The organism is Hymenobacter metallicola, assembly GCF_004745645.1.
Taxonomy (GTDB): Bacteria; Bacteroidota; Bacteroidia; order Cytophagales; family Hymenobacteraceae; genus Hymenobacter; species Hymenobacter metallicola.
Genome location: NZ_SRMB01000001.1, coordinates 1,426,880 through 1,452,882 on the forward strand (window position 1 = coordinate 1,426,880; position 26,003 = coordinate 1,452,882).

The 26,003-nt window shown below is 59.3% G+C and carries 19 protein-coding genes; 15 read left to right on the forward strand and 4 right to left on the reverse strand.

Annotated elements, in window-relative coordinates; translation table 11 throughout:
* Positions 1-43: 43 nt before the first annotated feature.
* Complete coding sequence (locus E5K02_RS06065) at positions 44-1,024, reverse strand: GDP-mannose 4,6-dehydratase (RefSeq protein ID WP_135393051.1); 981 nt, start codon at positions 1,022-1,024, stop codon at positions 44-46.
* A 243-nt stretch (positions 1,025-1,267) separates the two neighbouring features.
* Here E5K02_RS06065 and E5K02_RS06070 point away from each other — a divergent pair, with 243 nt between their 5' ends.
* The 6 genes from E5K02_RS06070 to E5K02_RS06095 all read left to right on the forward strand — a co-directional run bounded on the left by E5K02_RS06070 (position 1,268) and on the right by E5K02_RS06095 (position 9,163).
* Positions 1,268-2,017, forward strand: coding sequence for a glycosyltransferase (locus E5K02_RS06070; RefSeq protein WP_135393053.1), 750 nt, complete (start codon positions 1,268-1,270; stop codon positions 2,015-2,017).
* 79 nt (positions 2,018-2,096) lie between these two features.
* On the forward strand, positions 2,097-3,821 hold the full coding sequence (locus tag E5K02_RS06075; RefSeq protein ID WP_135393055.1) for an ArnT family glycosyltransferase: 1,725 nt from the start codon (positions 2,097-2,099) through the stop codon (positions 3,819-3,821).
* Between the two features lie 147 nt (positions 3,822-3,968).
* Complete coding sequence (locus tag E5K02_RS06080) at positions 3,969-4,505, forward strand: GNAT family N-acetyltransferase (RefSeq protein WP_135393057.1); 537 nt, start codon at positions 3,969-3,971, stop codon at positions 4,503-4,505.
* Positions 4,506-5,147: 642 nt separating this feature from the next.
* Positions 5,148-5,624, forward strand: coding sequence for a nucleoside deaminase (locus E5K02_RS06085; protein WP_135393067.1), 477 nt, complete (start codon positions 5,148-5,150; stop codon positions 5,622-5,624).
* Between the two features lie 78 nt (positions 5,625-5,702).
* Positions 5,703-6,005 (forward strand): hypothetical protein, encoded by a 303-nt coding sequence (locus E5K02_RS06090; protein ID WP_135393069.1) that lies wholly within the window; start codon positions 5,703-5,705, stop codon positions 6,003-6,005.
* A gap of 296 nt (positions 6,006-6,301) precedes the next feature.
* Positions 6,302-9,163, forward strand: a complete 2,862-nt coding sequence (locus E5K02_RS06095) for a heparinase II/III domain-containing protein (RefSeq protein WP_135393071.1) — start codon at positions 6,302-6,304, stop codon at positions 9,161-9,163.
* Between the two features lie 80 nt (positions 9,164-9,243).
* Here the strand turns inward: E5K02_RS06095 and ffh are convergent, their stop codons facing one another.
* Complete coding sequence (ffh, locus tag E5K02_RS06100; RefSeq protein WP_135393073.1) at positions 9,244-10,587, reverse strand: signal recognition particle protein; 1,344 nt, start codon at positions 10,585-10,587, stop codon at positions 9,244-9,246.
* Positions 10,588-10,868: 281 nt separating this feature from the next.
* On the opposite strand from ffh, the gene E5K02_RS06105 reads away from it, so the two are divergent.
* Positions 10,869-12,167 carry a glycosyltransferase family 4 protein gene (locus E5K02_RS06105; protein ID WP_240737167.1) on the forward strand — a complete coding sequence of 433 codons (1,299 nt, stop codon included), beginning with the start codon at positions 10,869-10,871 and terminating at the stop codon, positions 12,165-12,167.
* A 28-nt stretch (positions 12,168-12,195) separates the two neighbouring features.
* On the opposite strand, the gene E5K02_RS06110 is transcribed toward E5K02_RS06105, so the two are convergent.
* The gene (locus E5K02_RS06110; RefSeq protein ID WP_135393075.1) at positions 12,196-14,040 is read right to left on the reverse strand and encodes a hypothetical protein; all 1,845 of its coding nucleotides are present in this window, start codon (positions 14,038-14,040) and stop codon (positions 12,196-12,198) included.
* A gap of 210 nt (positions 14,041-14,250) precedes the next feature.
* On the opposite strand from E5K02_RS06110, the gene pseB reads away from it, so the two are divergent.
* Positions 14,251-15,270, forward strand: a complete 1,020-nt coding sequence (pseB, locus tag E5K02_RS06115) for a UDP-N-acetylglucosamine 4,6-dehydratase (inverting) (protein WP_135393077.1) — start codon at positions 14,251-14,253, stop codon at positions 15,268-15,270.
* Between the two features lie 85 nt (positions 15,271-15,355).
* Here the strand turns inward: pseB and E5K02_RS06120 are convergent, their stop codons facing one another.
* Positions 15,356-18,208 carry a T9SS type A sorting domain-containing protein gene (locus E5K02_RS06120; protein WP_167856301.1) on the reverse strand — a complete coding sequence of 951 codons (2,853 nt, stop codon included), beginning with the start codon at positions 18,206-18,208 and terminating at the stop codon, positions 15,356-15,358.
* 371 nt (positions 18,209-18,579) lie between these two features.
* Between E5K02_RS06120 and pseC the strand changes: the two genes are divergently transcribed.
* From pseC to E5K02_RS06155, 7 genes are read left to right on the forward strand one after another with little or no spacing between them, the layout of a single operon-like run.
* On the forward strand, positions 18,580-19,743 hold the full coding sequence (pseC, locus tag E5K02_RS06125) for a UDP-4-amino-4,6-dideoxy-N-acetyl-beta-L-altrosamine transaminase (protein ID WP_135393081.1): 1,164 nt from the start codon (positions 18,580-18,582) through the stop codon (positions 19,741-19,743).
* The gene (locus E5K02_RS06130) at positions 19,740-20,477 is read left to right on the forward strand and encodes a cytidylyltransferase domain-containing protein (RefSeq protein WP_135393083.1); all 738 of its coding nucleotides are present in this window, start codon (positions 19,740-19,742) and stop codon (positions 20,475-20,477) included. Before pseC ends, E5K02_RS06130 begins: the two co-directional genes overlap by 4 nt.
* Positions 20,478-20,515: 38 nt before the next feature.
* Positions 20,516-21,544 carry a UDP-2,4-diacetamido-2,4,6-trideoxy-beta-L-altropyranose hydrolase gene (gene pseG, locus E5K02_RS06135; protein ID WP_135393085.1) on the forward strand — a complete coding sequence of 343 codons (1,029 nt, stop codon included), beginning with the start codon at positions 20,516-20,518 and terminating at the stop codon, positions 21,542-21,544.
* 26 nt (positions 21,545-21,570) lie between these two features.
* The gene (locus tag E5K02_RS06140; protein WP_135393087.1) at positions 21,571-22,143 is read left to right on the forward strand and encodes a GNAT family N-acetyltransferase; all 573 of its coding nucleotides are present in this window, start codon (positions 21,571-21,573) and stop codon (positions 22,141-22,143) included.
* 26 nt (positions 22,144-22,169) lie between these two features.
* Positions 22,170-23,213: a pseudaminic acid synthase gene (pseI, locus tag E5K02_RS06145; protein WP_135393089.1), complete on the forward strand. Its 1,044-nt coding sequence runs from the start codon at positions 22,170-22,172 to the stop codon at positions 23,211-23,213.
* Between the two features lie 10 nt (positions 23,214-23,223).
* Positions 23,224-24,531, forward strand: a complete 1,308-nt coding sequence (locus E5K02_RS06150; RefSeq protein WP_240737169.1) for a glycosyltransferase family protein — start codon at positions 23,224-23,226, stop codon at positions 24,529-24,531.
* Positions 24,532-24,589: 58 nt separating this feature from the next.
* Positions 24,590-25,951 (forward strand): DUF7033 domain-containing protein, encoded by a 1,362-nt coding sequence (locus tag E5K02_RS06155; RefSeq protein ID WP_135393091.1) that lies wholly within the window; start codon positions 24,590-24,592, stop codon positions 25,949-25,951.
* The last annotated feature ends 52 nt before the right edge of the window (positions 25,952-26,003 follow it).

The following is a 26,003-nucleotide window of genomic DNA, read 5'->3' on the forward strand; positions in this document are numbered from 1 at the left end:
GCCCCGCCGGACACCTAGTCCGGCGGGGCTTTCTTCTTTGGCTTTATACGCCGGCCGGTGCTACCTGCCCTACCGGCAGCCAGGCCACAAACTGGCGCAGCCCTTCCGCCAGGCTGGTGCGGGGCCGGTAGCCGAGCAGGGCCTGGGCCTTGCTGATGTCGGCAAACGTGGTATCGACGTCGCCGGCCTGCAGGGGCTGAAAGGAGAGTTCAGGCACGACACCGACGACCTGCCCTACGGCCTCAATCAGCTTTAGCAGCGGCACGGGCCGGTTATTGCCCAGGTTTACGGTTTCGAACACGCCGGTGTGGGTCAATAAGTAGTGCACCCCGCGCGCAATTCCATCGACCGTGTCGGCCACAAAGGTGTAGTCGCGCGAGGTGCTGCCGTTGCCGAATACCGGAATGGGCTGCCCGGCCCGGAGCAGGCGCACAAACTTGTGAATGGCCAGATCGGGACGCTGCCGGGGGCCATACACCGTGAAAAAGCGCGCATTTAGGGCATCAACCTGGTAGAGGTGGTGGTAGGTATGCACCAGCTCCTCCCCGGCCAGCTTGCTGGCAGCGTAGGGCGAAATGCAGGTGGCCAGCGTGTTCAGATCCTCCCGGAAGGGCTTTTCCGTAGCGTTGCCGTACACCGACGAAGACGAGGCAAAAAACAGCTTACGGACGCCGTGCTGCCGCATCCACTCCAGCAAATGCATGGTGCCCATCACGTTGCTTTCCAGGTAGGCGGCCGGTTCCAGCACCGAGGGGCCCACCCCGGCTTTGGCGGCCAGGTGCACCACTATATCGGCGGCTACGGGTGGCAGGGCCGCCGGGCCGTCACGCAGATCGGCTTCGTAAAACGAGAAATGCGGATGCTCGGCAAAGCCCGCCAGATTCGCTTCCTTCACTTCCCGGGCGTAGAACGGGTCGAAGTTGTCGAGGCCGACCACGTGGTAGCCATCGTGCAACAGCCGCTCGCACAGGTGGGAGCCGATAAAACCGGCGCAGCCGGTGACGAGAACAGTAGAAGGTCGCAAGGCTGGTAGGATAGATGGAAACTAACGGACAGAAGCAGAAACATCGGCAAAATATCGATTCAGTTCTATTCTAGCCGACTACCTTACGTCATCGAAGGAGCAGCCCCGGCCAGCCAGGCTGTGCCACGAACTGGGAAACGCCGTGTTTGGGTGCCTCCGTTAAGCAACCTCTCAGCCGTAGTATAGTTTAGTAGCATGGGCTGCTTCTAGGCTCGGCGCGTATCTTTTTACTTACCAGTACTTATGATAAACCCCGCTTACCTCTCGACCCAGAGCCTGACGGTGCTGGTGCCGGTATACAACGAGGAAGAAAGCCTGCCGCAGTTTGTGGCCGAGATGAATAAGTTTCTGGCCCAGACGCCCGTGCCCACGACGGTCCTGTTCGTGAATGACGGCAGCACGGATAACTCCTTGGCGTTGATGCGCCAGATCTGCGCCCAGGACCTGCACTACGCCTACCTGTCCTTGGCCCGCAACCGGGGCCTGAGCACGGCCCTGAAAGCCGGCATCGACCATTGCCAGACCACCCTGGTGGGCTACATCGATGCCGATATTCAAACTAGTCCGCTGGATTTTCTCCAGCTGCTGCCCTTTTTTCCCGCCTACGACATGGTTACCGGCATCCGGGCCAAGCGTCAGGATACGCTGGTTAAAAAACTTTCCTCCAAGCTGGCCAACGCCGTGCGCCGCCGCCTGATTAATGACGGCATTCAGGATACGGGCTGCCCCCTGAAGATTCTCAAGATGGAGTATGCCCGCCGTCTGCCCCTGTTTCACGGCATGCACCGCTTCCTGGGCGCCCTGGTGCAACTGCAGGGCGGCACCGTGCAGCAACTGCCCGTGCCCCACTATCCGCGCTACGCCGGCACGGCGAAATACACCCTCCTGAATCGGGCCTGGAAGCCCCTGGTCGATACCTTCGGCTTCCGCTGGATTCGCAGCCGCTGGAAAAACTACGAAATAGCCGAACATCAGGCGGCCCGTTCGGCTTAAAACAGCACCCAGCGTACTCGTTACCCGATTGTAAGGTTGGTCGGGGAAAGGGACTTTTCAGCTTGTTTACCGCTTCTTGATGGCAGCTACGGCCTCCGCTTCTTTGTTCTCCCAAACCTGGCTCCGCTGGCTGGCTGTACTGGCGGTGAGCGGGGCCAACTTTTTTGCTCATCTGGGGGCGCTGGAGGTGGGCTTGATGGAAGCCCGCAACTTCGTAGCGGCGCGCGAAATGGCCAGTGGCGGGTCCTGGCTGCTCCCCACCATGAACGGCCAACTCCGCCTAGCCAAGCCGCCCTTACCAACTTGGGCCGTGGCGGCGGTGCTGCAACTCAGCGGGGGCACCACCAACCCGGCGCTATTGCGCTTACCGGCAGCTAGCATGGCCCTGCTGCTGGTACTTTTCTTTTGGGGGCTCACTAAAGAGCTAACCCGCGCCGCGCCCAGCGAAGAGCTGGCCCCAGGCCGGACGGCCTGGTTAGCCGCCTTGGTCTTGAGCAGCAGTCTGCTCGTTATTACGGTGGGGCGCGAAGGACACTGGGATATTTTCTCCAACAGTCTTGCCGTGGGCAGCCTCTGGCTGCTGGCCCGGGGCTGGAACCGGCCTTCCCCACACTATCCTTCTTTCGTGGGAGCTGGGCTACTGCTGGGCGGCACCATTCTCAGCAAAGGCCCGGTGAGTTTGTATACCGTAGTGCTGCCGTTTGTTGGGGCCTATGCACTGAGTGGCCAGCCCACAAACCGCCGCAACCTGCGAAGGCACTGGCACGGGACTTTGGCAGCCCTGCTCGTAGCCGCGGTAGCCGGCGGGGCGTGGCCCGTGTACGTGTGGCGGCACGTACCGGCCGCGGCCGGGGCCGTAGCCCGCCTCGAAGCCGCTTCCTGGGGCGAGCGGCACGTGGAGCCCTTCTGGTACTACTTCAACTTCGCCGTATTCACCGGCGTGTGGGCCCTGGTAGCCCTGGCCGCGCTGCTAGTGCCTTATGCTCGGCAGCGCGCGGCGCGCTTTGTGCCCTACACGTTCTCCCTTATCTGGCTTCTGGCCACGCTGGTGCTGCTGAGCCTGGTTCCGGAGAAAAAGGAGCGGTACATGCTGCCGCTGCTGCCGCCCCTGGTCGTGCTGCTCACGGGCCTGCTACGCTACTGGGAGCAAATCTACGCCGCCCGCCCGGTAGCCGCCGGCCCCGATTTTTGGCTACTGCGAGGCTGGGCGGGGCTGTTGCTGCTGGCCTGCCTGGCCACGCCTATCTGGGTGGCCGTAGCGGGCCTGCCGGGCTTTAGTCCTATGTCGGCCGCGTTTGTGGGTATTATCCTGGTCTTTGGGGTGCTGGCCGCCGGCCTGGCCCGCGGGGGCTGGCCTCAGCCGCAACCCACGCCACTTATCAGCATTTCCATCCTTAGTATGAGCGCCCTTATGCTGTTGCTGCTGCCAGCGTATTCGGTTTCCAAGCAGCGCCGCATTGATGCCAGCCTCCGACGCCTGGCCCAGCTGCGTACTACCCCGAGCTGGCAACACCTGCCCTGGCGAGCCCTCGATGAAATGCACATAGAGCAGGTGTGGGCAGCTGGCCGGGCCGTGCCCACCTGGGCTTCACCCACCGACAGCGTGCCCGTGCACCCAACCCTCGTATTTGCCGCCACTCCCCTGCCTCGGCGCCTACCCGCTGCCTGGCAAGGCCGGGTGCAGGTAGCCGCTACCGACAGTTTTTACCTGGGCCACCGGCGTGAGGACGGGCAGTTTTATACGGCCTTGTTAGTACCAGTGCTGGCCGGTTCCCGGACGGCCTTAAACCAAGTTGCCAAATAGGCTACTCAAGGCCCGTGGCCCAAGCAGAAAAGTAACGCAAGCTCCCGGCTGGTCTGCGCTGCTGTTCCTGCCACTGATGCTGGTTGTTGGGAAAGGAAACTATTTTAGTCGCCTCACAAGACCTATTCTTTCCGACTCGTCCCGCTCATGCCGTTTACGATTCAACCAACCCTGGAAAACCAGCACGTCTTGCTTTTGCCGCTACAAGCGGATGATTTTGCCGCCTTGTACGCCGCCGCCGCCGACCCCAACATCTGGGAGCAGCACCCCAACCAGGACCGGTGGAGACCAGAGGTATTTCGAACATTTTTTGAAGGCGCCCTGCAAAGCCAGGGGGCCTTCAAAATTATCGACAAAGCTACCAACGAGGTGGCCGGCAGCACCCGCTTCTATGGTTACGACGAGCAGGCCGACAGTATTCTGATCGGCTACACGTTTTACGCCACCCGGTACTGGGGCAAGGGCCTGAATCAGATGGTAAAGGCTTTGATGCTGGATTACATCTTCGCCCACGTCTCGCAGGTATACTTTCACATTGGGGCAGGCAATGTCCGTTCGCAGATTGCCATTGGCCGACTGGGCGCGGAAAAAATTGCCGAAGAGGAGGTAGCGTATTTTGGCGAAGCCCCCAAGCTGAACTTTGTCTATAGAATACGCGCGGAACAGTGGCGCCAGCGGCCCTGACTGACCTTTAGGCCAATCCGGCCAGATGGTTCGTAACCTGCTGCCCGGTGCTGCGGACTCCTAGCCCTGGAGCGAGACGACCTGAGCCTATCCTCCTACCAACGCTGGGGCAGTACACAAGGGCCCTATATCTTGGTAAGAAAGCATAAAAAAAGGACGCCGATACGACGTCCCCTTTTCCACAACCAAAACACCTAAAAAACTATTCTTTCAAATTTTCTTTTTACAAGTTCTGTGCCAAAAAGTGTTTTCACTGGGCCAAAGAGGGTTCTGTTCATAACTTATTTTTGACAAAGCGTAACCTTTTATGCTTTTCCACCAACCATTTGGACTTCAAGGCACAAGCTCGACAGAGCCGCTCCGCTTTATTATGGCCGTTGCTCCTACCGAAAGGAGCGGCAACATTCTTACCAATTTTGCTTTGGACGCACCCAATGGCTTGTAAGCAGGCTCCCAGTACTGAGAAACTTTTATCCTCTTACTCGATGGCTCAGATGAAATAGTTGCCGGCAAAAGCAGTGCCTCAGATACCCGACGGCTTTTTGGCCTAGTTTTTTTCAGCTAGCCTCCTGGTTCCAGGCATTTGGGGGAGCCCGGGGCTTGACGTACCTTGCGGGCTTTTCCCTCCTACTTTTCTGTCTTATGGAAGCTCCCCGCGACGAATTCATGCGCGAAGCCATTCGCCTCTCCATCGAAAAAATGCAAGCCGGCCACGGTGGTCCGTTTGGTGCCGTTGTGGTAAAAGATGGCCGCATTATCGCTCATGGCTTCAACCAGGTTACCAGCACCAACGACCCGACCTGCCACGCGGAAGTGGACGCCATTCGCAAGGCCTGCCGCGAGCTGGGCACCTTCCAGCTCGACGACTGTGACCTGTATACCAGCTGCGAGCCCTGCCCCATGTGCCTGGGAGCTATTTACTGGGCCCGGCCGCGCCGCGTGTTTTATGGCAACACCAAGCAGGATGCCGCCGCCATTGGCTTCGACGACCAGTTTATCTACGACGAAATCGAGAAACCTCTGAACGACCGTCAGATTCCCATGACCCAGCTGCTGCGCGACGAGGCGCTGGCTGGCTTCCGGGCCTGGGAAAGCAAAGAGGGCAAAACTGAGTATTAAAATCTGTCGGCCCGCTTTTCCCCACATGCTTGATTCTGCAAAGGGCCTCCTTGGGGGCCTTTTGCTATATTCAGGCCTATGAAATACCCTATTCAACTAGTGGCACTCGGTTTTCTGGTTGCCGCCTGCGGCACGACTCCCGAAGAGCAAGCAGCCATTGGAGCCGTCGAGAAATATGTGCAGCAGCAGGTGGGCGGCACCATCACTCCTATTCACTCTGAAGCGCATAGTGGCCATCAGGACGATGCGCAGGGCCGCAGCCGCAGCGGCTACACGGTGGAATACACCTTTGAAATGGAGCCGACACCGGGCCGCAAGGAGGAGGTGACAGCCGTATACTTTGCCGACTCGGCGGGCAATGTAATGCCTTCCACCAAATAGCCGGTTCTGCTCTATTCCGTTTCGGTTGGCAGTCAGCTAAATCAAGGCTAAGCATAGTATCAGATATATCCTATTTTTTACCTTAACAATACGAAACTATTCGCTGCGTCAAAGTCTTATCAAACCAGTAATTCAAGGCCCATGCAGGGCATACTGATTGGGATAACTATAATTTGACGTAGCTCTTGAAACGATTAACTTCTACCTTATTTCTCTTATTTTTTCTACTTCAGCCGCTACTTGCCCAAACAGGTAGCTGGCACCCACCCGGCGCCGACCTTGCGTATCCGCGCACGTTGCTGAAAACGGCCGCCATTCCGCAGGTGCAGGCCGCACTAGCCCGCCCCGAAGCCCAGCACCTGTACGCGGGGGTGTACCAAAGCGCACTGGCTTCGCCTACCGTCGATAATACCTCCTCGGATGGGCGCCGCAGCCGGGCCACGCTGGCTAAAAATGCGGCCTTTGTGGCCCTGCTCGACCGTAAAGTCAGCCACAATACGCTTGGCAGCTTATCCCAGCAGGAAAGAGCAGCGCTGGTTGCCAGCTCCAGGAACCTGCTCGAAACCATGAACACCAACGTGGAAGCCTACGCCACGCTGAGCACTACCTCTTCTTATAACGAGTGGCAGTGGCGTTCCAAAGAGCTGATTGACTATCTGATAGCCTACGATTTGCTGCGTGGGACCGGCGAAACCGACGAAACGCTGGTACTAGGTAAACGCAAGCTGCAGGAGTTTGCCGGCAACCTTGATTCGCAGTCGGTAAAGCCGTTCCGGCCCGTGTCGTTTATCAGCCTGGACTTTTACAAACAGGTCAAGAACAACCACACGCTGATGACGGCCGCGGCCCTGGGTATGGCGGCCGTGGTCCTCAACGACGTGGGCAGCGCCACCCACGCCAGCCGCCGCCCCACGGCCTGGATCAACCACGGCCTGTTCAATATCGACAACGTGCTCTGGCAGGATGCGCAACGGCAGTCGGACCCGGCGGTGGTGGCGGGGTACGCCGAAGGACCTTATTACTTTAAATACGCCTTTTTGAACTGCCTGCCCTTTTTCCGGGCCATGGGCAACTTCCTGCCCGATAACACACTGCCCTACTCCTTCGGCAGTACCACCCGCGCCATCCGCAACCCCTATTACGACCCGCGCTACGACCAGCTCTACGACTGGGTAACGGCTATTCTGCTACCTGACGGCCGCCTGCCGGCCCTGGAAGACTCTTACGTGGATATGGGCATGCCGGAATTGGCCCTGGCGGGTAAAAGCAAGTACGTGAAGCCTCTGCACTTGAGCGCCTTATCGAGCAAGCAGCTGAACTCCCTGACCGCGCAGCTGCGCGACGCCACCGTGGACATGCGCGCGGCGTATCTGGCGGCTAACCTGACGCCCACGCCGCCTACCAACCCCACCCTGACGGCCCTGCCCCACAGCGGCAACCTGATTTTCCGCTCCGGCAACGACTCGCTGGCCAGCTACCTGCACGTGTACGGCAAAAGCGGCCTGGCCCAAACCAACTCGGGCGGCCACAGCCAGGCTGATGCCAGCAGCTTTCTGCTGCACGCCTACGGCCAGCTACTGGCCCTGGACCCCGGTTACCTCAGCTACGGCCGCCGCGACTCCCTGGGCAAGGCTCCCAATCATAACCTGATCCTGGTGGATAATGCCGGCCCGGCTATTGGCGCACCCAGCACCCCCAACGATGCCCCAGCCACGATTCGCAACACCTTTCAGACCGATAAGCTGGCCTACGGCGAAGTGCAGACCACCTACCAGGGCGCTACCATTACCCGCAAAACCCTCTTTATTCGCAACAGCTATTACCTGTTGGCCGACTTTGTGCAGGCCGCCGCGGCCCATACCTACACCTGGCAGCTGCACGGCTACGGCCTGGAAAACGGCTCGGCCGCGACGGGTACTTTCACCGATAAGCTGGCGGCGGGCGAAGGTATCTGGCAAAAGAACGGAGCGGGCCTGCTGGCGCACGTTACGGCCACCGGCGGCGCTACAAGCTACACGAAAGCCACCAACCGCCACGAGCTAACCTACAACCAGTCGGAGAAGCATACCACGCTGCTGGTGCAGAAAAGCGGTGCGGCCCAAACTCAGTTTCTGGCGGCTCTGGCCCCTTTCACGACTACGCCGCTTACCCTAACGACCATCAGTACCCCCACCACCGCCGCGCTGACGGCCAGCTCCGAGTTCAAGGATGTGGCTTTTACCCAGGCCGATACGCTGCTGACCAGCAGCAGTAGCCCGCTGCTGCCCCAGCCCGTGCAGGCCGATGGACTAGTCAATTTCTATTCCACGGATGCAGCGAATGGTTTCGCCCAGCTGTTTCTGGAACAGGGCACGCGGCTGTACTATGGCACAACTCCCGTGCTCCAATCGACCAAGCGGGCCACCATCAGCTGGCAGCGCACCGGCCCGGCTTATGCCGGCTACGTGAACCGGCCCACCACGCTGACCATCCTGCTAGCCAACGCGCCCACGGCCGTAACGGGCCCCGGCGTCAGCAGCTCCACCTACGACGCGGCCACCCAGCAACTCCGCATTACCCTGCAGCAGGCCTCCGATTTTCGCGTGACTACCGCCACTGCTCCCGGCAACGTGTTGCCCGTGGAACTGGCCAGCTTCCGGGCGACCCGCTCGGGCAACGCGGTGCATCTGGCTTGGAAGACAGCTTCGGAACACAATAACCGCGGCTTTGCCGTGGAGCGCCGGAGCACCGCCGAAAGTGAGTTCCAGGAAATTGGGTTCGTGCCGGGCCGGGGCAATTCGACCACAGCCCAGCAATACCAGTATCGGGATACGCCTGCGCCCACAGGCCAGGTATACTACCGCCTGAAGCAGGTGGATGCCGACGGCCAATCGGCCTATTCCCCGGTTATGGCGCTGGCAGCGGCTGAACCAGCCGCTCAGCTCAGCGTTTCGCCCGTACCAGCCCAGGATTTCGTGCAGATTTCGTACACGGGCTCCGCGCAGCCCCTGCAACTTACGCTGCTGGATCAGCAGGGCCGCGTGGTGCTGCGGCAAGGTTTTCAGCAGCAGGCGCGACTGGCGGTCAGCAACCTGGCGCCCGGCCTCTACTTCCTGCGTGCTACCGATGCCGCCGGCAACCTGATTGGTACTACTCAGAAGGTGCTGATTGCGCGGTAACCCATCTGGCAAATTCAAGGCCCAACAAAAAGCCCCGGACCAGTTAGCTGGCCCGGGGCTTTTATCTGTGCTCAAAAGGCTTACTTGCCGCGCATGCCCATCATTTTGGCCATTTGCTGCATGCCGCCTTTAGTGCTGCTCATCTTGTTCATGGTGCGCATCACCTTGCGCATGTCCTCGAACTGCTTCATCAGGTTGTTGACCTGCTGAATATCGGTGCCGGAGCCCTTGGCCAGGCGGCGGCGGCGCGAACCGTTGAGCAGCTCGGGCTGGGCGCGCTCCTGTGGGGTCATGCTCTTGATGATGGCCTCGATTGGCTTGAAGGCGTCGTCGTCGATGTCCACGTCCTTGATGGCCTTGCTCATGCCCGGAATCATGCCCACCAGGTCCTTGAGGTTACCCATCTTCTTGATCTGCTCGAGCTGGGAGAGGAAGTCGTCGAAGTTGAACTGGTTTTTGCGGATCTTCTGGTTGATGCGCTTGGCCTCGTCCTCGTCGAACTGCTGCTGGGCGCGCTCCACGAGCGAGATAACGTCGCCCATGCCCAGAATCCGCTGCGCCATCCGGTCGGGATAGAACATGTCCAGGGCTTCCATCTTCTCCCCCGTGGAGATGAACTTGATGGGTTTTTCCACCACGGCCCGAATCGAGAGGGCGGCACCACCGCGGGCGTCACCGTCGAGCTTGGTCAAAACCACGCCGTCGAAGTTCAGCCGGTCGTTGAAGGTCTTGGCCGTGTTTACCGCGTCCTGACCCGTCATGGCATCTACCACAAACAGGGTTTCCGACGGGTTAATCGAGCGTTTTACCAACTCGATTTCGCGCATCATCTGCTCGTCGACGGCCAGGCGGCCGGCGGTGTCAATGATGACTACTTTCTTGTTATTCTTCTTAGCGTAGGCAATGGCGTTCTGCGAAATCTCGACCGGATTCTTGTTTTCCGGCTCCGAGTACACTTCCACGCCCACTTGCTCGCCCAGCACTTTCAGCTGGTCGATAGCGGCGGGGCGGTAGATGTCGCAGGCCACGAGCAGCACCGTGCGGTTTTGCTTCTTGATAAAGGTCGCCAGCTTGCCGGCGAAGGTGGTTTTGCCCGAGCCCTGCAAGCCCGAGAGCAGAATCACGGCCGGGTCGCCCTTAAGCACCACATCTTCCTTCGAGCCGCCCATGAGCAGGGTGAGCTCGTCGTACACGATTTTGGTCATCAGCTGGCCCGGCGACACGGTCGTGAGCACGTCGCGGCCCATGGCCTCGTCCTTAATCTTGTCGGTGACTTCCTTGGCCACCTTGTAGTTTACGTCGGCATCGACCAGTGCCCGGCGGATTTCCTTGATGGTAGCCGCAACGTTGATTTCGGTGATGCTGCCCTGGCCTTTAAGGGTTTTAAAGGCTTTGTCGAGCTTGGTACTTAAATTATCGAACATCGGTAGATGTGCTGCTTAGTTTCGTGGGGAATAGGACGGCCGCAACGCTATAAGGCCCCGGCAGCCGACTGTTTGGCAGAAAGAAGAAGACGGCAAAAGCGCCTTTCAACCAGCACCAGCCCCGATACAGGCCAGCCTCCGGGTTAAAATTTCCTTCTGCCATAACAGACAAGATACGCGAAACGTCGCCGTTCCGCGCCCAAAATTAGCCAGAAAACCCCAAAAGCCAGCCGCTGCTTACCTTCGCGCTCCGAAACTGCTTAAAATCCTTCGTCTGCCCCATGCGTCTGCTCGTTATTACTTATTACTGGCCACCCTCCGGGGGCGCCGGCGTGCAGCGGACGTTGAAGTTTGTAAAGCACCTGCCCAGCTTCGGCGTGCAGTGCACCGTGGTGACCGTCGACCCCGAAAAGGGGGCTTACCCGGTGCTCGATGCGTCGTTAGCGGCCGAGGTACCGGCCGGGGTGCGGGTTATTCGCACGGGCACGTCCGAGCCGTTTGGCTCGTACAAAAAGCTTACCGGCCGCCAGCAGATTCCCTACGGGGGCTTTGCCAACGAAAGCAAGACCAGTCTGCAGCAGCAGTTTTTCAAGTTTGTGCGCGGCAACGTGTTCATCCCGGACCCACGCCGGGGCTGGAACGGGCACGTGCTACGGGCCGTAGCCGAGCTACTAGCCCAGGGCGAAACCTTCGACGCGGTCCTGACCAGCTCGCCGCCCCACTCTACCCAGCTTATCGGGCTGGCCCTGAAACAACGCTACGGCCTGCGCTGGCTGGCCGACATGCGCGACCCGTGGACCGATATTTACTACACCAAGGAGCTGAACAAAACCCGCCTGGCCCGCTGGCTCGATGCCCGCTACGAGCGGCAGGTACTGGAGCAGGCCGATGAGGTGCTGGTCACCAGCCCCGATACCAAACGCCTGTTTCTGGGCAAGTCGCCCCAGCTGACGGCCGCCAAGTTTCATGTCATCCCCAACGGCTACGACGAGAGTGACTTTCGCGCGCCTTCCACCCCGCCCCAGGACGCGCTGCTGATTACCCACACCGGCACGATTTCGGAAACCTACCACATCGAGGAGTTTCTGCGGGCCTGTGCCGAGTGCGCCCGGCGTCATCCTGCGGTGCCGCTGCGGCTGCGCTTCGTGGGCAAAGTTTCGGTGGGCGTACAGGCCCAGATTGCCGCCGCGGGCCTGGCCGAGCGGACCGAATTCGTAGCCTTCGTGCCCCACGACGAGTCGGTGCGCTACTTGCTGCGGGCCTCGGTGCTGCTGATGGCCATTCCGGACGTAGACCACAACTTCGGGATTCTGCCGGGCAAGGTGTTCGAATATCTAGCCGCCAACAAGCCCATTATCTGCATTGGCCCGGTGGGCTCGGATGCTGACAATTTGCTGCAGGAATGCAGTGCCGGCCGCGCCTACGCCTACGAGGCCTACGACACGATGCTGGCCTATCTGGAAGAGCTGGCCCGGCACTGGCAGCAGAACTCCAACCTGGATTTGCCGGTCCTGAACCACGCCCGCTACTCGCGCCGGGCGTTGACGGCACGGCTTGCCGAGCTGATTACCAAATCCTAATCAGTTCCCGAACCAGCCCTGCAATGGCCTATTTCAGCAGCTTGCCCAAGAAGCCTTTCAGCTTGCCGGGGACCCGGCTGGCTACTTCGGCGCGCAGATCAACCCAGGCTGAGCGGCCGAGCTGCTGGCCCTGCCACTGGCCGATGGCCTCGGCCGTGCGCTGCGCCAGGGTGCGGTAGTGCTGGCGCTGGTAGTGGCGCAGGTTGTTGGTCACGTCGGCCGGGGTCTGCACAAAGCCGCGTACGTCGATCAGGAAGCAGTTGGCGGCCGTCGCCACAAAGTCGGCCAGGGCCTGGTTCATAACCTTGTGTCGGTTCAGGGCGCCGGTTTCGCCCGAGCCGGGCACTTCAATTTCGGCCCCATTGAGAAAGAAAATCGGGACGGCAGCCGGAATCTGCTGGCGCAGCCACTGCAGGTTTTCCTGAAAACGAGCCGGCGAAATCTGCCCCTGAAATGTATAGTCCTGCTGAAAGCGGCGCAGAAAGGCTTCGTCCATGCCGCGGAAGCGGCGCTGCGCGTACTTGGCGGCCTGCGTAGCCGGGTCGGCGGCCATCAGGTTCTGGTAGCCGCCAAAGGGAATTTCCCGGCCGGTAGCGGTTTCCCGGTAGATTTCCTGGGTATAGTCCATCAGGGGACTGTAGACCAGCACATTGTAGTCGGCCGCCCAGAGCCGAGTGTCAAACGCCTCGCGGCCCAGAAAAGGCAGGCCCGCCGCTAGCCGTTCTTTCTCGGCGGCGGGCAGCTCCCGGCCCTGGCGCAGCAGCACGGTATGCTCCACGTGCACCGGAATCTGGTTTTCATTATTGAAGTTGAACTCCTCCGCTACCGTCAGCTCGTAGGCCTGCAGAAACGGCGTGAGCTGGCCCAGGTCGCAGCCGCCCTTGAGCAACACCCGCAGCTTGTCAGCCGTGGGCTTAGCCGCCGATTCGGCCTCGGCCGCACCCTCCAGCGGCAGGGTCTGAACCGTAATCCAGTCGGGGGTATCGGTGGTATTGAGCTCGGTAGCCACTTCGCCCTGTACTTGCAGCGCGGGAAAGCCCAGCCAGGCGTAGGTAAACTGCTCGACGCCCAGGTGCAGAATGCGGCAGGAAAAGACCAGTTGCTCCAGGCGGTTTTCGGCCCGATTCAGGCAGTACACGCCCACCAGGCCGTAGTCGCCGAAGCGGTCCTGGACCCGCACCGTGCCCCAGCGCTTCTGTGGGTTGAGCAGTTCGGCCCCCACGCTGTCCTGACTGACGCGCTGCTTGGTGAAATTCAGTTGATTGGAGCGGTTAATCAGCTCTTCGATCCGGGCCAGGTCGGGCAGCACCTGCGCGCCCTCCCGGAACTGAATCTGCACCTGGGAGTCGCGCAGAAAGGCCAGATTATCCTGGTAGCCGGAGCGGGCCTGCTGCTGGCGCTCCAGCAGCTTGTACTGCTCGAGGCGGCTGAAGGCAGGGTCGGGCTTGCCGCTGGCGCGCAGCAACGGGGCCAGGTGCGGCAGGTCGGTGGGGTCGGCTACCTGCAGCTGGGGGTTGTAGTACTGCGCTTCGGCCCGGTTGATGGGGTTATCGTCCAAGAACAGGGCATTGGGGGCCCGCAGCTGCATTTTTTCCAGCAGGTCCTTAATAATGGGTCCCTTGGGCTGCCAGCTGATCTGGGGGAAGACGAACAGGTCGCGGATACCGAGCTCGACTAGTTTGGCCTCGGCCGGGGCAAAGTCATTTTTGGAAACGATGGTGTGGACAATGCCCCGGGCAGCGGTTTCGCGCACCAGCGCCAGATTGTCTTCCAATGCTTCAACCGCTCCTTCCGAAAGCGTGCCCCGCCAGAAGGTGTCATCCAGGTCCCAGATAACGACTTTGACGGGTTCGGGAAAAGCGAAATCGGACATGATAGACAAGGAGTTTGGAGGTACGGCCCCCTACTGGTAGCGGGTTTGGGCCGGGCCGCAGGTCGGCTGGATCTTGGCTAGAAGCAAACCAGGTACTGCTACTGACCGGGGCGCACGGCGGTATAGAATACAAAAGTACGGAAGCTAGGTTCGGAATGCCTACTTTTGCCCTCCTTTCGCCCGCCGGGCGGCAACGGCTTTCCCTTACTTATGAGCCTCGACTTAAATCATAAATCCATTCTGGTGACGGGTGGCACCGGTTCTTTCGGTAAAAAATTCGTCCAGACCGTTTTCGAGAAGTTTCCGCAGGTCAAGCGCCTGGTCGTCTACTCCCGCGACGAGTTGAAGCAGTACGAAATGTCGCAGGTATTTCCGCACGCGAAGTACCCGGCCATCCGCTACTTTATCGGCGACGTGCGCGACGGGGAGCGGCTGAAGCGCGCCTGCGAAGGCATCGACGTGCTAGTGCACGCCGCGGCCCTCAAGCAGGTGCCCGCCGCCGAGTACAACCCGATGGAGTGCATCAAGACCAACATCTTCGGCGCCGAAAACGTCATCAACGCGGCCCTCGACTGCGGCGTGCAGCACGTTGTGGCCCTAAGTACCGATAAGGCGGCGGCTCCCATCAACCTGTACGGGGCTACCAAGCTGTGCTCGGACAAGCTCTTTGTGGCAGCCAACAACATGAAAGGCTCCCGCGACCTGCGCTTCTCGGTGGTGCGCTACGGCAACGTTATCGGCTCCCGGGGCTCGGTGGTACCCTTCTTTTTGCAGCGGCGCCACACCGGAGTGTTGCCCATCACGCACCCCGACATGACCCGCTTCAACATCTCGCTCGAGCAGGGCGTGGATCTGGTACTGTATGCGCTGGAACACGCCTGGGGGGGTGAAATCTTCGTGCCCAAAATTCCGTCCTACAAAATTACGGAGGTAGCCCAGGCCATTGGCCCCGAGTGCAAGCAGGAAATTGTCGGCATCCGGCCCGGGGAGAAGCTGCACGAAGCAATGATTACGGAAACCGATGCCCTGAGTACCGTCGAGCTGGCCAAATACTACGTGATACTTCCCTTCACCCCGCGCTGGGACGTGGAGGAGTTCATCAAACACTTCGGCGGAAAGCGCGTCCCCGACGGCTTCCACTACGACTCGGCCAATAACGAGGAGTGGCTCACCGCCGAACAGATTCGGGAAGAAATCCGCCTGCACGTGGATGCCGATTTTGAGGCGTAAGCCCCAGAACCACCCATAACTGAAAAAGGCTCTGCAGTACTGCAGAGCCTTTTTTATGCATGTTATAGCAAGCTACTTGAGCTGGTTATTTCACTACTAGCTTCTGGCTGGCCACCCCGGCCGGGCCGCTGATGCGCAAGGAGTATACGCCTTGCGCAATACCGGTCAGAGCGAGATGCACCGCACCCTGCTGATTCGGGGCGGGCACGGCTTGCTGGAGCACGGTCTGGCCGAGCGTATTAACCAGGCTCCACACGCTGCCGGGCTGACGCAGGCTGGCCGGCAAAGTCACTATCACCTCGCCTTGGGCAGGATTTGGATACAGGGTAAGCTGAGCGCTGAGCTGAGCCGAAGAAGTGGCCAATACTTGCTGGGCGCTGAAAACCAGTGCGAATCGGGTGGCCGTCTGCAGGGGCGCGCTGGTGCTAAAGGTGTAGGAAGCCTGCTGCAAATTGGTAACAGCCCCGGTTTGCGCATCGCGCAGGTAAGCCGCTACCCCAGCGGGCAGGTTAAGCAGTTGCGCAGCCGTTATCGTATAGCTGCCGGCTTTGGGAGCGGAGAGAAACAAGGGCACTGTAACCGGGCCCGCCGTTAGCGTATTGGGCAGCCCGCTGATGGAGAGTGGCTCTCCCCCCGTTTGTACCGCTAGGGCCGGCACCTCACCGGTCGTGATTTTGTAGGCGTCGTAGGCCGCATCGAAGCCGGCGGTGGCACCTTGCTCAAAGTACACATAGGCTGCATCGCGCCGGGTTCCGCTCACCAGGTCGAGCTGCACCAGCGGCCGGGTTTCGGGGGCAGCGGGGCGGTTGAAATCGGGACTCAGATAGGTCGTGAGCCGGGCGGAGTTGGTGAAGTCCAGGCTGCCGGTGGCGCTCGGGTCGCTGACGCGCACGAAGAAGCCTTGCCCGGCGGCAATGTAGCGGGCATCCCCCACCCCGTTCACGTAGCTGGCGTAGCTGCCGTCGTACTGTCCCGAGGACTTGAACACGTACACCGAGTTGAGCAGGCTGGTCGTGTTGGCCACCATTTGCCTCCAGTCGATTGGCGCCGGATAGGGGTTGCCCAACAGGTGCCAGCCACCATCGGGTTCTTGGTTACGGGTCAGGCCGCCGCGGGTGATGGGACCGTTGTTGAGCGTCCCGACGAAATCTACCACGCTGGCCGCATCCAGGTTGACGGTGTAGCCCGTGCCGGGGAGCATGCGCTCCGTGGCAGCGGCGGGCGAATACCAGCCGGCGTTGAAACCAGTGTTGCTTGGTGTTGCGGCCGTCACCAGCCGCTGCTGTTCGTAGCCGTATACCGTTGGGAAAGGCGTTACCAGGGCGGGGTTGGCCGCCGAGTTGTAAGCCGTATTGAAGACGGGCGAAAAAGTACCGGTAACCAGGTCGGCGAAGGTAGCGTTGCTCACCGGAGCCGAATAATGCCGGTAGCCCAGGCCGCCGTTGAGACCGGGAGCAATGTAGCGCTGCACCGTCACGCTGCCACTCACCACGGCGTTGCCGTTGTTGACAACCATTGCCGTACCGGCCGCATCCGACACCAGTGTCAGGGTGTTGCCGTTGGTGACCAAGTTGTCGTTCAGGGTCAGGATTCCGCGAATCTGCACGGGGCCCGTGAGCGTGGTTGTGGCGCCGGTGGCCAGGGTCAGGCTGCGGACGCTGAGCAGACGCCCGCCAATGCTGTGCGGACCAGCTTGGCCGATTTGCAACTCGCCGGCCCCCTCGAAAGTCCCCTGATTCACGAGGTCCCCGCTCAGCTGAAACGTGCCATTCACAGTCATGGAGGCCCCTGCTTCTACCGTAAACGTGTGGGCCGCGGCGCTGGTGCTCAGCACCGGCATGCGGGTAGCCGTGGCCTTGATAGTTACGTCGTCGGTGCTGCCGGGCACGTAGCCCGCACTCCAGTTGGCCGCGTCGGTATACACTGTGCTCACAGCACCCGTCCATTCATTGGCGAGCGGAGCAAAGGCGTTGGGGAAGTTAGGCAGGCCTAGCTGGCTTAACCGCCCACCCAAGGCGGGACCAGAATTGCTGTAGTTACAGTTAAGTCCCAGTGTATTCGGGTTATTAATTACCCCCAATCTGGTGTTGTTATAGAGCGCAACATAGATTTTCCCGTCGGATGCTAGCTGCAACGCCCCAGCATACGCCGTAAAGGAAGGAGAACTGCCTACCAACGTGAAAGAGGCCGCAATAGCCGAGGCAGAACCGGCCAGCAAATTGAACTGATAAATATCATTGCCATCAAGGGTTGTTCCGTAGAGACGCGAACCATCGGGCGAAAACTCAACGCCATAGCTCCGATAACTCTGGCTCAGCGGTATATAATTCGACAACTGCCCAGTGGCGTTATTGAAATCAAATAGCTCAAAGTTACTGTCCCGCTTGGCCAGTGCCAGCTTGTTGCCAGCTGGCGAAGCTTTCATGTACCCTACTGCGTTGGCATTGCCAAAAGAACCACCGCCGCCACTGTGTACCGAGCCAATGGCCGTCACTACCGGCGTGGAGGCAATGCCAGAAGCCGATACAAGGTAGGCATAGAAGTTATTCGTCTGCCAGCCATGAACGATAACCCAGGTATCCTTGCCGTTAGCATGCCGCACGGCAGTCAGTTTTTCCGTAACGGAAATTGTCGAAAGCTGAGTAGCCTTGGCCGTGACACCGCCAAGCCCGCCTTCCTGGGTCATGTCAATAACCGAGTACTTTAGCCCCCCTACAAGTTGGTTATCACAACCGTCGACTACAAACAGGTAGTATTTAGCCGGATTGGCGGGGTTGCGCACAATCACAGCCCCCTGCGAAGCCGATTCGTGCCCACCCAAGTTCTGCCCGTTAGGCATTAGCTGATGGTTACGATTCCAGACATTGACGCTGTTCGTGTAGAAGAGCAAATTGCCCGTCGGGTCCGAAACCGTGGCCGTGGCCTCATAAGTCACCATGCCGCTGGTAGTTACAGCCGCAGGTGTACCAGTTGCAAAGCTTAGCGCGGCATTGTTTCCAAAAAACCAGTTTTGGGTTTCTTTCTGGGCATAGGCGGAGCTATGCCCCAGGCAAAAAAACATGAGTAACCCAGTAAAAAGTCTTTTCATAGGTTGTTAAATGTTCGAAAATAAATGCGACACATAGGATAACTTACACTGAATCGTATCCTATTTCAGGTAAAGATAAAGCACAGCTAATCGTAGTTCCGCCTCCCTGAAGTTATTTGCCGTAAGGAAGGCCGCGGGAACATTTAACAGCTGGCTATATTTGCGGCCTATCCTGTTAAAACCGTACAGCGTCGCCCTTTCATTCAAGACCTTCCCGTTCCATGCCCTTCCAGCCCAATCACCCTATTCCTTATGGGCGTCAACATATCACTGACTCTGACATTCAGGTCGTCACGCAAACTCTGCAGTCCGATTTTCTAACGCAAGGACCGAAAGTAGGCGAGTTCGAGGAAAAGTTTGCTGCCTATATCGGGGCTCGCTACGCCGTGGCTGTCAGCAATGGCACGGCAGCCCTGCACTTGTGCACGCTGGCGCTGGGCGTGCAGCCAGGTCACCGGGTGATTACCACACCTATCACCTTTGCCGCTTCGGCCAACTGTGTGCGTTACTGCGGTGGGGAAGTACACTTTGCCGATATTGACCCGGCCACAGCATTAATTGATTTAAAGAAGGTTCGGGCGCTACTGGCGGCTCATCCTAAAGGCTATTTTCACGGTCTTATCCCGGTCGACTTTGCTGGCTTGCCAGTAAACCTGGAAGCAGCTCGGCAACTGGCCGACGAGTTTGGCCTCTGGATCATTGAGGATGCCTGCCACGCCCCGGGCGGCTTTTTCACCGACAGCCAGGGCCTAGAGCAGCGCTGTGGCAACGGGCAATTGGCTGATTTAGCTATTTTCTCTTTTCACCCCGTCAAGCACATTGCTACTGGTGAAGGGGGCATGGTTACCACCAATAACCCAGAGCTCTACGAAAAGCTACTGACGCTGCGCACGCACGGCATCACGAAGGACCCCGCCAGAATGCACCGCCACGATGGGGGCTGGTACATGGAAATGCAGACGCTAGGCTACAACTACCGCATCCCGGATATGCTCTGCGCCTTGGGTATCAATCAATTGGGACGAGCTGATGCGGGCTTGGCCCGCCGCCGCGAGTTGGCGGCCCGCTACAACCAAGCCTTTGCCAACGTGCCCGCCATTCGGTGTTTGGCTACTGCGCCGGGGCACGCCTATCACCTGTACATCATTCAGGTAGAGGACCGTAAAGGTCTGTACGACTTCTTGCGCACTAAGCAGATTTTTGCCCAGGTGCACTACATTCCGGTGCATACTATGCCGTATTATCAGGAACTGGGCTGGAATGAAGGCGACTTCCCGCTGGCTGAGCAGTATTACGCCCACTGCCTGAGCATCCCGATGTTCCCAACCCTGACTGATGAAGAGCAGCAGTATGTTATAGCCTGTATTCGGGAGTTTGTCGCATGAGCAAGGTCGGTATCGTATCCCAGGCCCGTATGGGCAGCACCCGGCTGGCGGGAAAAGTCCTGCTAACGGCCCGGGGCCGCAGCATGCTGGACTTTCACATTACCCGCCTGCAAGCTAGTGGACTACCTATTTTCTTAGCCACTACCACCTGCCCGGAGGACGACGTTCTGGAACAATGGGCCCAGCAGCACCAGGTGCCCTGCTACCGCGGCGACTCGGCCGACGTGTTGAGCCGCTACTACGAAACAGCCACGCAGTTTGGCCTCGACACCATTGTGCGCGTGACCTCCGATTGCCCCTTGATTGACGGGCAACTGATTGGCCAGGCCGTCCAACGTTACATATCCGCTGCCAATCCGCTGCTTTACCTGAGCAATGGCCTACAGCGCACCTTTCCGCGAGGGCTCGACTTTGAGGTTTTTTCGTATCACCTGCTCCGCCAGGCCCAGCAAAATGCGCAGAGTGAATCGGACCGGGAACATGTCACGCCTTATATTCACCAGAATCGGTCGGGGAAGGTAGAGTTTGCGCATGTGGTGCACACCACTGATGCCAGCCGCTTCCGCATTACGCTGGACACGCCCGAAGACTGGGAGCTCATTCGAGTGCTGTTGGAGCAGTATCAGGCCGACTTATTATCCACCGAAGCCCTGATAAGGCTGCTGGAAGAACACCCTGAGTTGGTGGCCTTAAATGCGGCTATCGAGCAGAAAAAATACGATTTCACGAAGTAGAGCCTTTTGTTACTTCTGTCACGGCAACTTCTAATTGTATGCGTCTGCTTTTTCGCGCCGACGGGAACGCCACAATTGGGCTGGGGCACGTAGTTCGCTCCCTGGCCCTGGCCGACATGGTCCGGACGGTGGCGCCGTGCTGGTTTGCTATCCAGAATCCGTCGGCGGCCATCCGAGAATTGTTGCGTCAGGCTCAGGTTACGCTGCTAGAGCTGCCAGCCCAACCCATTGCTCAGGAAGCGGCTTATTTTGCCGCTCAAGTGCAACCAACCGACGTGGTGGTACTAGATGGCTACTCCTTTGATACGGCCTACCAGCACACGCTCCGGCGCAGCGGCTGTCGGCTGGCAGTCATCGACGACCTGCGAGCCTGGCCCACGCCAGCAGATTTGATTATTAACCATTCACCGGGTGTGACGCCTCTTATGTACCAGTCTAGGCCCGAAGCGCAGTTTTGCCTGGGCCCGGAGTATTCTCTGCTGCGTGCTCCATTTCTAAGGAACTTCCGCTTGCCCACGCCGCCAGTTCCCATTGCCAAAGTTCTCGTGTGCTTCGGTGGCGCCGATCCACAGCAATTCACAAGCCGGTTTCTGGCTGCACTATTACCCCTAGAAACGGTACAGGAAGTAGGCGTCGTTACCGGCAGTGCCTTCTCCAATACCCCACAACTGACCTATCTGGCTACCGGGTACCCGCAGAAGCAGGTAAATTTCTACCAAAATGCTTCCGCTTCAGCAATGGTGGCCCTGCTCCAGAACCATGATACTGTGGTGTGCCCGGCTAGCACGATTCTTATTGAAAGCCTATTTTTGGGCAAAGCTGCGGTGACCGGCTATTACGTGGAAAATCAGCAGCATTTGGCTACGTATGTACAGCAGCACGAACAGGCTTTTTCTTTGGGTGATTTAACCAATATCGCAGCCGACGACTTACAAGGCTTTCTCACCCAGGCCCTTTACTACCTAGAGCATCATCCTCGCCAACCCTACGTGCTAAAGCCTGGCCAGCAACGGTTAGAGGCAGCGTTTCGCCGTTTGCTACCTACTGGCCCCAAAGTAGTGCCGTAGAATCCAAAGTCGGTTATCTTTACCCAATGGAAGAAACAGCCCTGATCCACCTAAGCAAGCCCTATGTTTCGGAGCGCCTGCTGTTGCGCAGCCTCAGGCCGTCGGATATCGACGATGCTTTCCTGAGCTGGTTTCAGGATGAGGACCTGATGCGGTTTTACACCAATTCCCGTCAGACTCACACCCGCGAGTCGCTGCTACAGAGCATAGAGCAGGGCGTTGCCTCCGGCACGGTCTACGTTTTTGCCATCATCGACCGGGAAACGAATGCCTGCATCGGCACCATTAAAGTGGGGCCCATCAATCGCGACCACAAGATTTCAGATTTAGTGGTGCTCATCGGTGACCGGCGCTTCCACGGTAAGGGTTTGGCTATCGAAGCCATTCGGTTGGGCAACGCCATTGCCTTCGAGGAGTTTGGCATTCGCAAGCTATTCGGGGGTATGTTTGAAACCAACCAAAGCTCTTACAAAGCCTACACCCGGGCCGGCTGGGTCGAGGAAGGCCGCCTCAAAGGCCATTACTTAGTGGATAACGAGCCCATTGACCGGATTCTGGTGGCCTGCTTCAACCCCGCATTTTTCCCGGCTTCCGCCTAAGCGGGAATTCTCTTGTTTTGCAACCCATGTCTACTGTTTCAATAGGAGGCCGCCTCGTCGGCCCCGACCAGCCCCCATTTATTATTGCCGAGCTCAGTGGCAACCACAACCATTCCTTGGAACGGGGGCTAGCTATTGTGGATGCTATGGCGGCTGCCGGTGCCCACGCCATTAAGCTCCAGACGTACACAGCTGATACCATGACGCTGCCCGGCGTGCACCGGATTGAAGACCCAAACTCTCTGTGGTATGGCCGTGAACTGCACGAGTTGTACCAGGAAGCCCATACGCCCTGGGAATGGCACAAGCCTTTATTTGACCGCGCTAAAGCGCACGGAATGTTAGCCTTCAGCTCGCCTTTCGACGAAACTGCCGTCGACTTTCTGGAGACGCTTGACGTGCCAGCCTACAAGATTGCCTCCTTCGAGAATACTGACTGGCCCCTGCTTCGACGGGTGGCCGCTACGGGCAAACCCGTTATCATGAGCACGGGAGCTAGCACGCTGGCCGAAGTGGCCGAAGGGGTAGCAGTGCTACAGGAAGCCGGCTGTGGCGAACTAGTGTTGCTGAAATGCACTAGCACGTACCCGGCTACTCCGCAAAATACCAACCTGCGTACTATTGCCCATCTTACCCAATTGTTTCCCTCCTACCCCATTGGACTTTCCGACCATACGATGGGCGTAGGGGCCGCAGTAGCGGCTGTAGCACTTGGCGCGAGTGTAGTGGAAAAGCACGTAACCCTGCGCCGGGCCGACGGTGGCGTTGATTCGGCCTTCTCTCTGGAGCCGGAAGAAGTTGCCCTGTTAGTAACTGAAACAGAGCGTGCCTGGCAGGCATTGGGGCAAATCCAATATGGCGTACAGCGGGCTGAGCAAAACAGTCGTCTCTACAAGCGCTCCTTATATATAGCCCAGCCTATTAAGGCGGGCGAGGTCTTCACTAAGGAAAATTTACGTGTCGTACGTCCCGGTGATGGCCTGCCTCCGCGTTATTATGATCAATTACTAGGTAAGCCGGCTCGCCAAGATCTTAAAGCAGGTACACCCCTTACCTGGGACGCACTCTAACGATACTACTGTGCTTCTGGCTTCCGTGGTAGTGCGCACCCGCGATATTTTGCAGCTTCGCTTTACTGAGTTATTTGCGTCGCTGCCGTCTCGTACGCTTGCCTCTATCTCCCCCCCCAGCCCATTCCGCCGCCTGGCCAAAGTAGCCGGCTACGCGGCTTTGCGGCTGGTGGGCAACGTGTTCCAGCCTATTCGTAACCGGGAGGAGCTCCATGGCAAGGTGTGGCTCTACGCGGTGAGCCAGAACAACTACGAAGCCTTGCACTTTATCCGGGCGGCCCGGGAGGACAGCGTACTCGTGGCCGGGCAGAGCAAGGAAATCGGGCGCTATAACGCCGTGGTAAACCGGCTTTCCTTACGCCGTAAGCTGCTGTATTACTGGCAGTTTCCCGCGGTATTACTCGGCTTATGGCACACGGAGGGCCGGCGGGCCTGGCGTTTTTTTGATTTGATTTTCAATGCGGTAGGCTACTACGAGGTGTATGTGCGGGCCCTGCGCCACTACCGGCCCCGGGCCATTGTGTTTGCCAACGACCACAACGACGACGCCCGGGCCCTACTGCTGGCCGCCCGAGCCTGCGGGGTGCCAACGGCCTACGTGCAGCACGCCAGCGTGAGCACCAACTTCCCGCCCCTGGGCTTTGACTTAAACTTGCTGGAAGGCCAGGATGCCCTGGATAAGTACCGGCAGTGCGGCCCCGTGCGCGGCCAAGTAGCACTAGTCGGCATGCCCAAGGCCGATGCCTTTTTGGCCAGGAGAAACCAGCGCCCCACCGCGCAGCGCGTGGGCATAGCCATTAATACCTTGGATGAAACGGAGGCCGTAACGGCCGCGCTGGCGTACGTGGTGCCGATGTTTCCCGACCTGACGTTTACCTTTCGGCCTCACCCGGGCGACCGGCGAGACTTCGACTTTTTGCGCCAGCAGCATCCGCAGCTACTCTTCTCCGATGCCCGCCAGCAAAACGTTTTCGAGTTTTTAAGCCAGCAGGATTCCCTGATTGCGGCCGACACCAGCACCCACCTCGAGGCCGTGCTGTTAAATGTGGCCAGTATTTACTTTCGGTTTGGCACCCACGGTGTGGCCGACGACTATTACGGCTACGTGGCCCATGGCCTTGCCGAGCGGGCCCGGACATTGCCAGAGTTGGGGGAGGCTCTTCGGCGCTACCAACAGCACAAGCCCGCCGACCTGTACCGGCGGGCCGCCTACTACAACGCCACGCTGGGCACCGCCGAGGAAGGCCACAGTCAGCAGCGGGCGTTGCGGCGGCTGAGCCAGTGGCTGGATGCTCAGTCGCCCCAGCAGCCGGCCTGATACTTCTTGGCAAAGGCTGGGTGGTGGGCCGGGCCCCTTTCTCGTACTTTGCGCTCCTATGCTGCCACCCCTTCCTTCCTCTGTTTCCGTGCCGGTCGAAGCCCGCTTGGCGTACGTGCTACACCACTTTCGGCTGGCGTATCCGACGGCGCCGGCGGTAACCGTAGGCTATGCTGACTCCCGCCCCCAGGTAGAAGTAACCGAAGGGGGTGGGGAATTTTTCACGCAGCTACTGCCCTACCCGGCCCTGCCTACTTACCGCCAATGGCGGGGCCGCCGCCTGCCGTTCTTTTTCGATGTGGAGCCCGCAAAGCCTTTGCTGGAAGTGCTGCCCGATAACCGGGCCCTGATTGGCGCTGATATTATTTCCGCCGCTTTCTATTTGCTGAGCGGCTGGCAGGAGTTTTTTTCCGACGAACGGGACCGGCACGGGCGCTTTCCGTACGCGGCCAGCGTACAGCACCGCTACGGGTTTGTGGATGTGCCCGTGGTGAACTACTACTTCGACATACTGAAAACGGCGGTAGAACACACGACGGGCGCGGTGCTGCAACCCCGCCGCTGGCCCAATGACACCCCTTGGGCAGCCTTTATCACCCACGATATCGACAACCTGTACAGCGCCTGGAAAAATCCGGCCAAAGCCGCCCTGCAGGGCCGCGACTGGCTGGGCCTGGGCCGGCAGGTGTGGCAGCATTTCACCCAGCCCGATGCCTGGGACAATCTGGCCCTGGTGCGGCAAACGGTGGCTGACTATGGAGCCAAAAGCACGTTTTTCATTTTGCCTGAGCATCGGCCCGGGGCCAATGGCACTCCCAATGCCGATTATGCCGTGGAAAAAGTATGGGCCCGGATTGGACCGGCCATTGGCGAGGCGGAAGTCGGGCTGCACGGCAGCATCGGTCGGGCCCGGGAAGGCAGTAACCTGAAAGCGGAGGAGCACCGACTGCAGCGCTGCAGCCAGGGGCCGGTTAAGGGCATTCGGTTTCATTACCTGGGCTGGGAGCCGCGCATCACGCCCGGCATCGTGCACACACTGGATTTCGATTACGACACGACCCTGGGCTTTGCCGAGCACTTCGGATTTCGCCACTCCTACTGCCTGCCCTTTCACCTGTTCGATTTCACCGCGGGCCGGGCGTATGATTTTCTCGAAATTCCGCTCAACGTGATGGACGCCACGCTTTTTCACCCCCACTACCTGCAGCTGGCGCCCAACCAAGTCCTGCCGGCACTGCAGCCGATGCTCGAGGAGATTGAGCGGTTTGGTGGGGTCTGCACGGTGCTGTGGCATAATGAGAACTTCGACCCAGCCAACGAGCAGAATGGCCCGCGTGAGTTCCACACCATCATGACCTACCTTCGCAGCCGCAACGTGACCTTTGTCAACGGGGCGGATATTTGCGCGACGGTGCAGTAGCAGAGCCCACGGGCTCACTCAAGCACCCTTCTACACACTAGCACATCGACTC

Coding starts and splice junctions, on each gene's coding strand:
- E5K02_RS06085 (WP_135393067.1), top strand. CDS start 5,148: ATGGAAGCTCCCCGCGACGAATTCATGCGCGAAGCCATTCGCCTCTCC.
- E5K02_RS06140 (WP_135393087.1), top strand. CDS start 21,571: ATGGAAGAAACAGCCCTGATCCACCTAAGCAAGCCCTATGTTTCGGAG.
- E5K02_RS06155 (WP_135393091.1), top strand. CDS start 24,590: ATGCTGCCACCCCTTCCTTCCTCTGTTTCCGTGCCGGTCGAAGCCCGC.
- pseC (WP_135393081.1), top strand. CDS start 18,580: ATGCCCTTCCAGCCCAATCACCCTATTCCTTATGGGCGTCAACATATC.
- pseB (WP_135393077.1), top strand. CDS start 14,251: ATGAGCCTCGACTTAAATCATAAATCCATTCTGGTGACGGGTGGCACC.
- E5K02_RS06080 (WP_135393057.1), top strand. CDS start 3,969: ATGCCGTTTACGATTCAACCAACCCTGGAAAACCAGCACGTCTTGCTT.
- E5K02_RS06070 (WP_135393053.1), top strand. CDS start 1,268: ATGATAAACCCCGCTTACCTCTCGACCCAGAGCCTGACGGTGCTGGTG.
- E5K02_RS06130 (WP_135393083.1), top strand. CDS start 19,740: ATGAGCAAGGTCGGTATCGTATCCCAGGCCCGTATGGGCAGCACCCGG.
- E5K02_RS06120 (WP_167856301.1), bottom strand. CDS start 18,208: ATGGTGACTTATGAGGCCACGGCCACGGTTTCGGACCCGACGGGCAAT.
- ffh (WP_135393073.1), bottom strand. CDS start 10,587: ATGTTCGATAATTTAAGTACCAAGCTCGACAAAGCCTTTAAAACCCTT.
- pseI (WP_135393089.1), top strand. CDS start 22,170: ATGTCTACTGTTTCAATAGGAGGCCGCCTCGTCGGCCCCGACCAGCCC.
- E5K02_RS06105 (WP_240737167.1), top strand. CDS start 10,869: ATGCGTCTGCTCGTTATTACTTATTACTGGCCACCCTCCGGGGGCGCC.
- E5K02_RS06090 (WP_135393069.1), top strand. CDS start 5,703: ATGAAATACCCTATTCAACTAGTGGCACTCGGTTTTCTGGTTGCCGCC.
- E5K02_RS06075 (WP_135393055.1), top strand. CDS start 2,097: ATGGCAGCTACGGCCTCCGCTTCTTTGTTCTCCCAAACCTGGCTCCGC.
- E5K02_RS06110 (WP_135393075.1), bottom strand. CDS start 14,040: ATGTCCGATTTCGCTTTTCCCGAACCCGTCAAAGTCGTTATCTGGGAC.
- pseG (WP_135393085.1), top strand. CDS start 20,516: ATGCGTCTGCTTTTTCGCGCCGACGGGAACGCCACAATTGGGCTGGGG.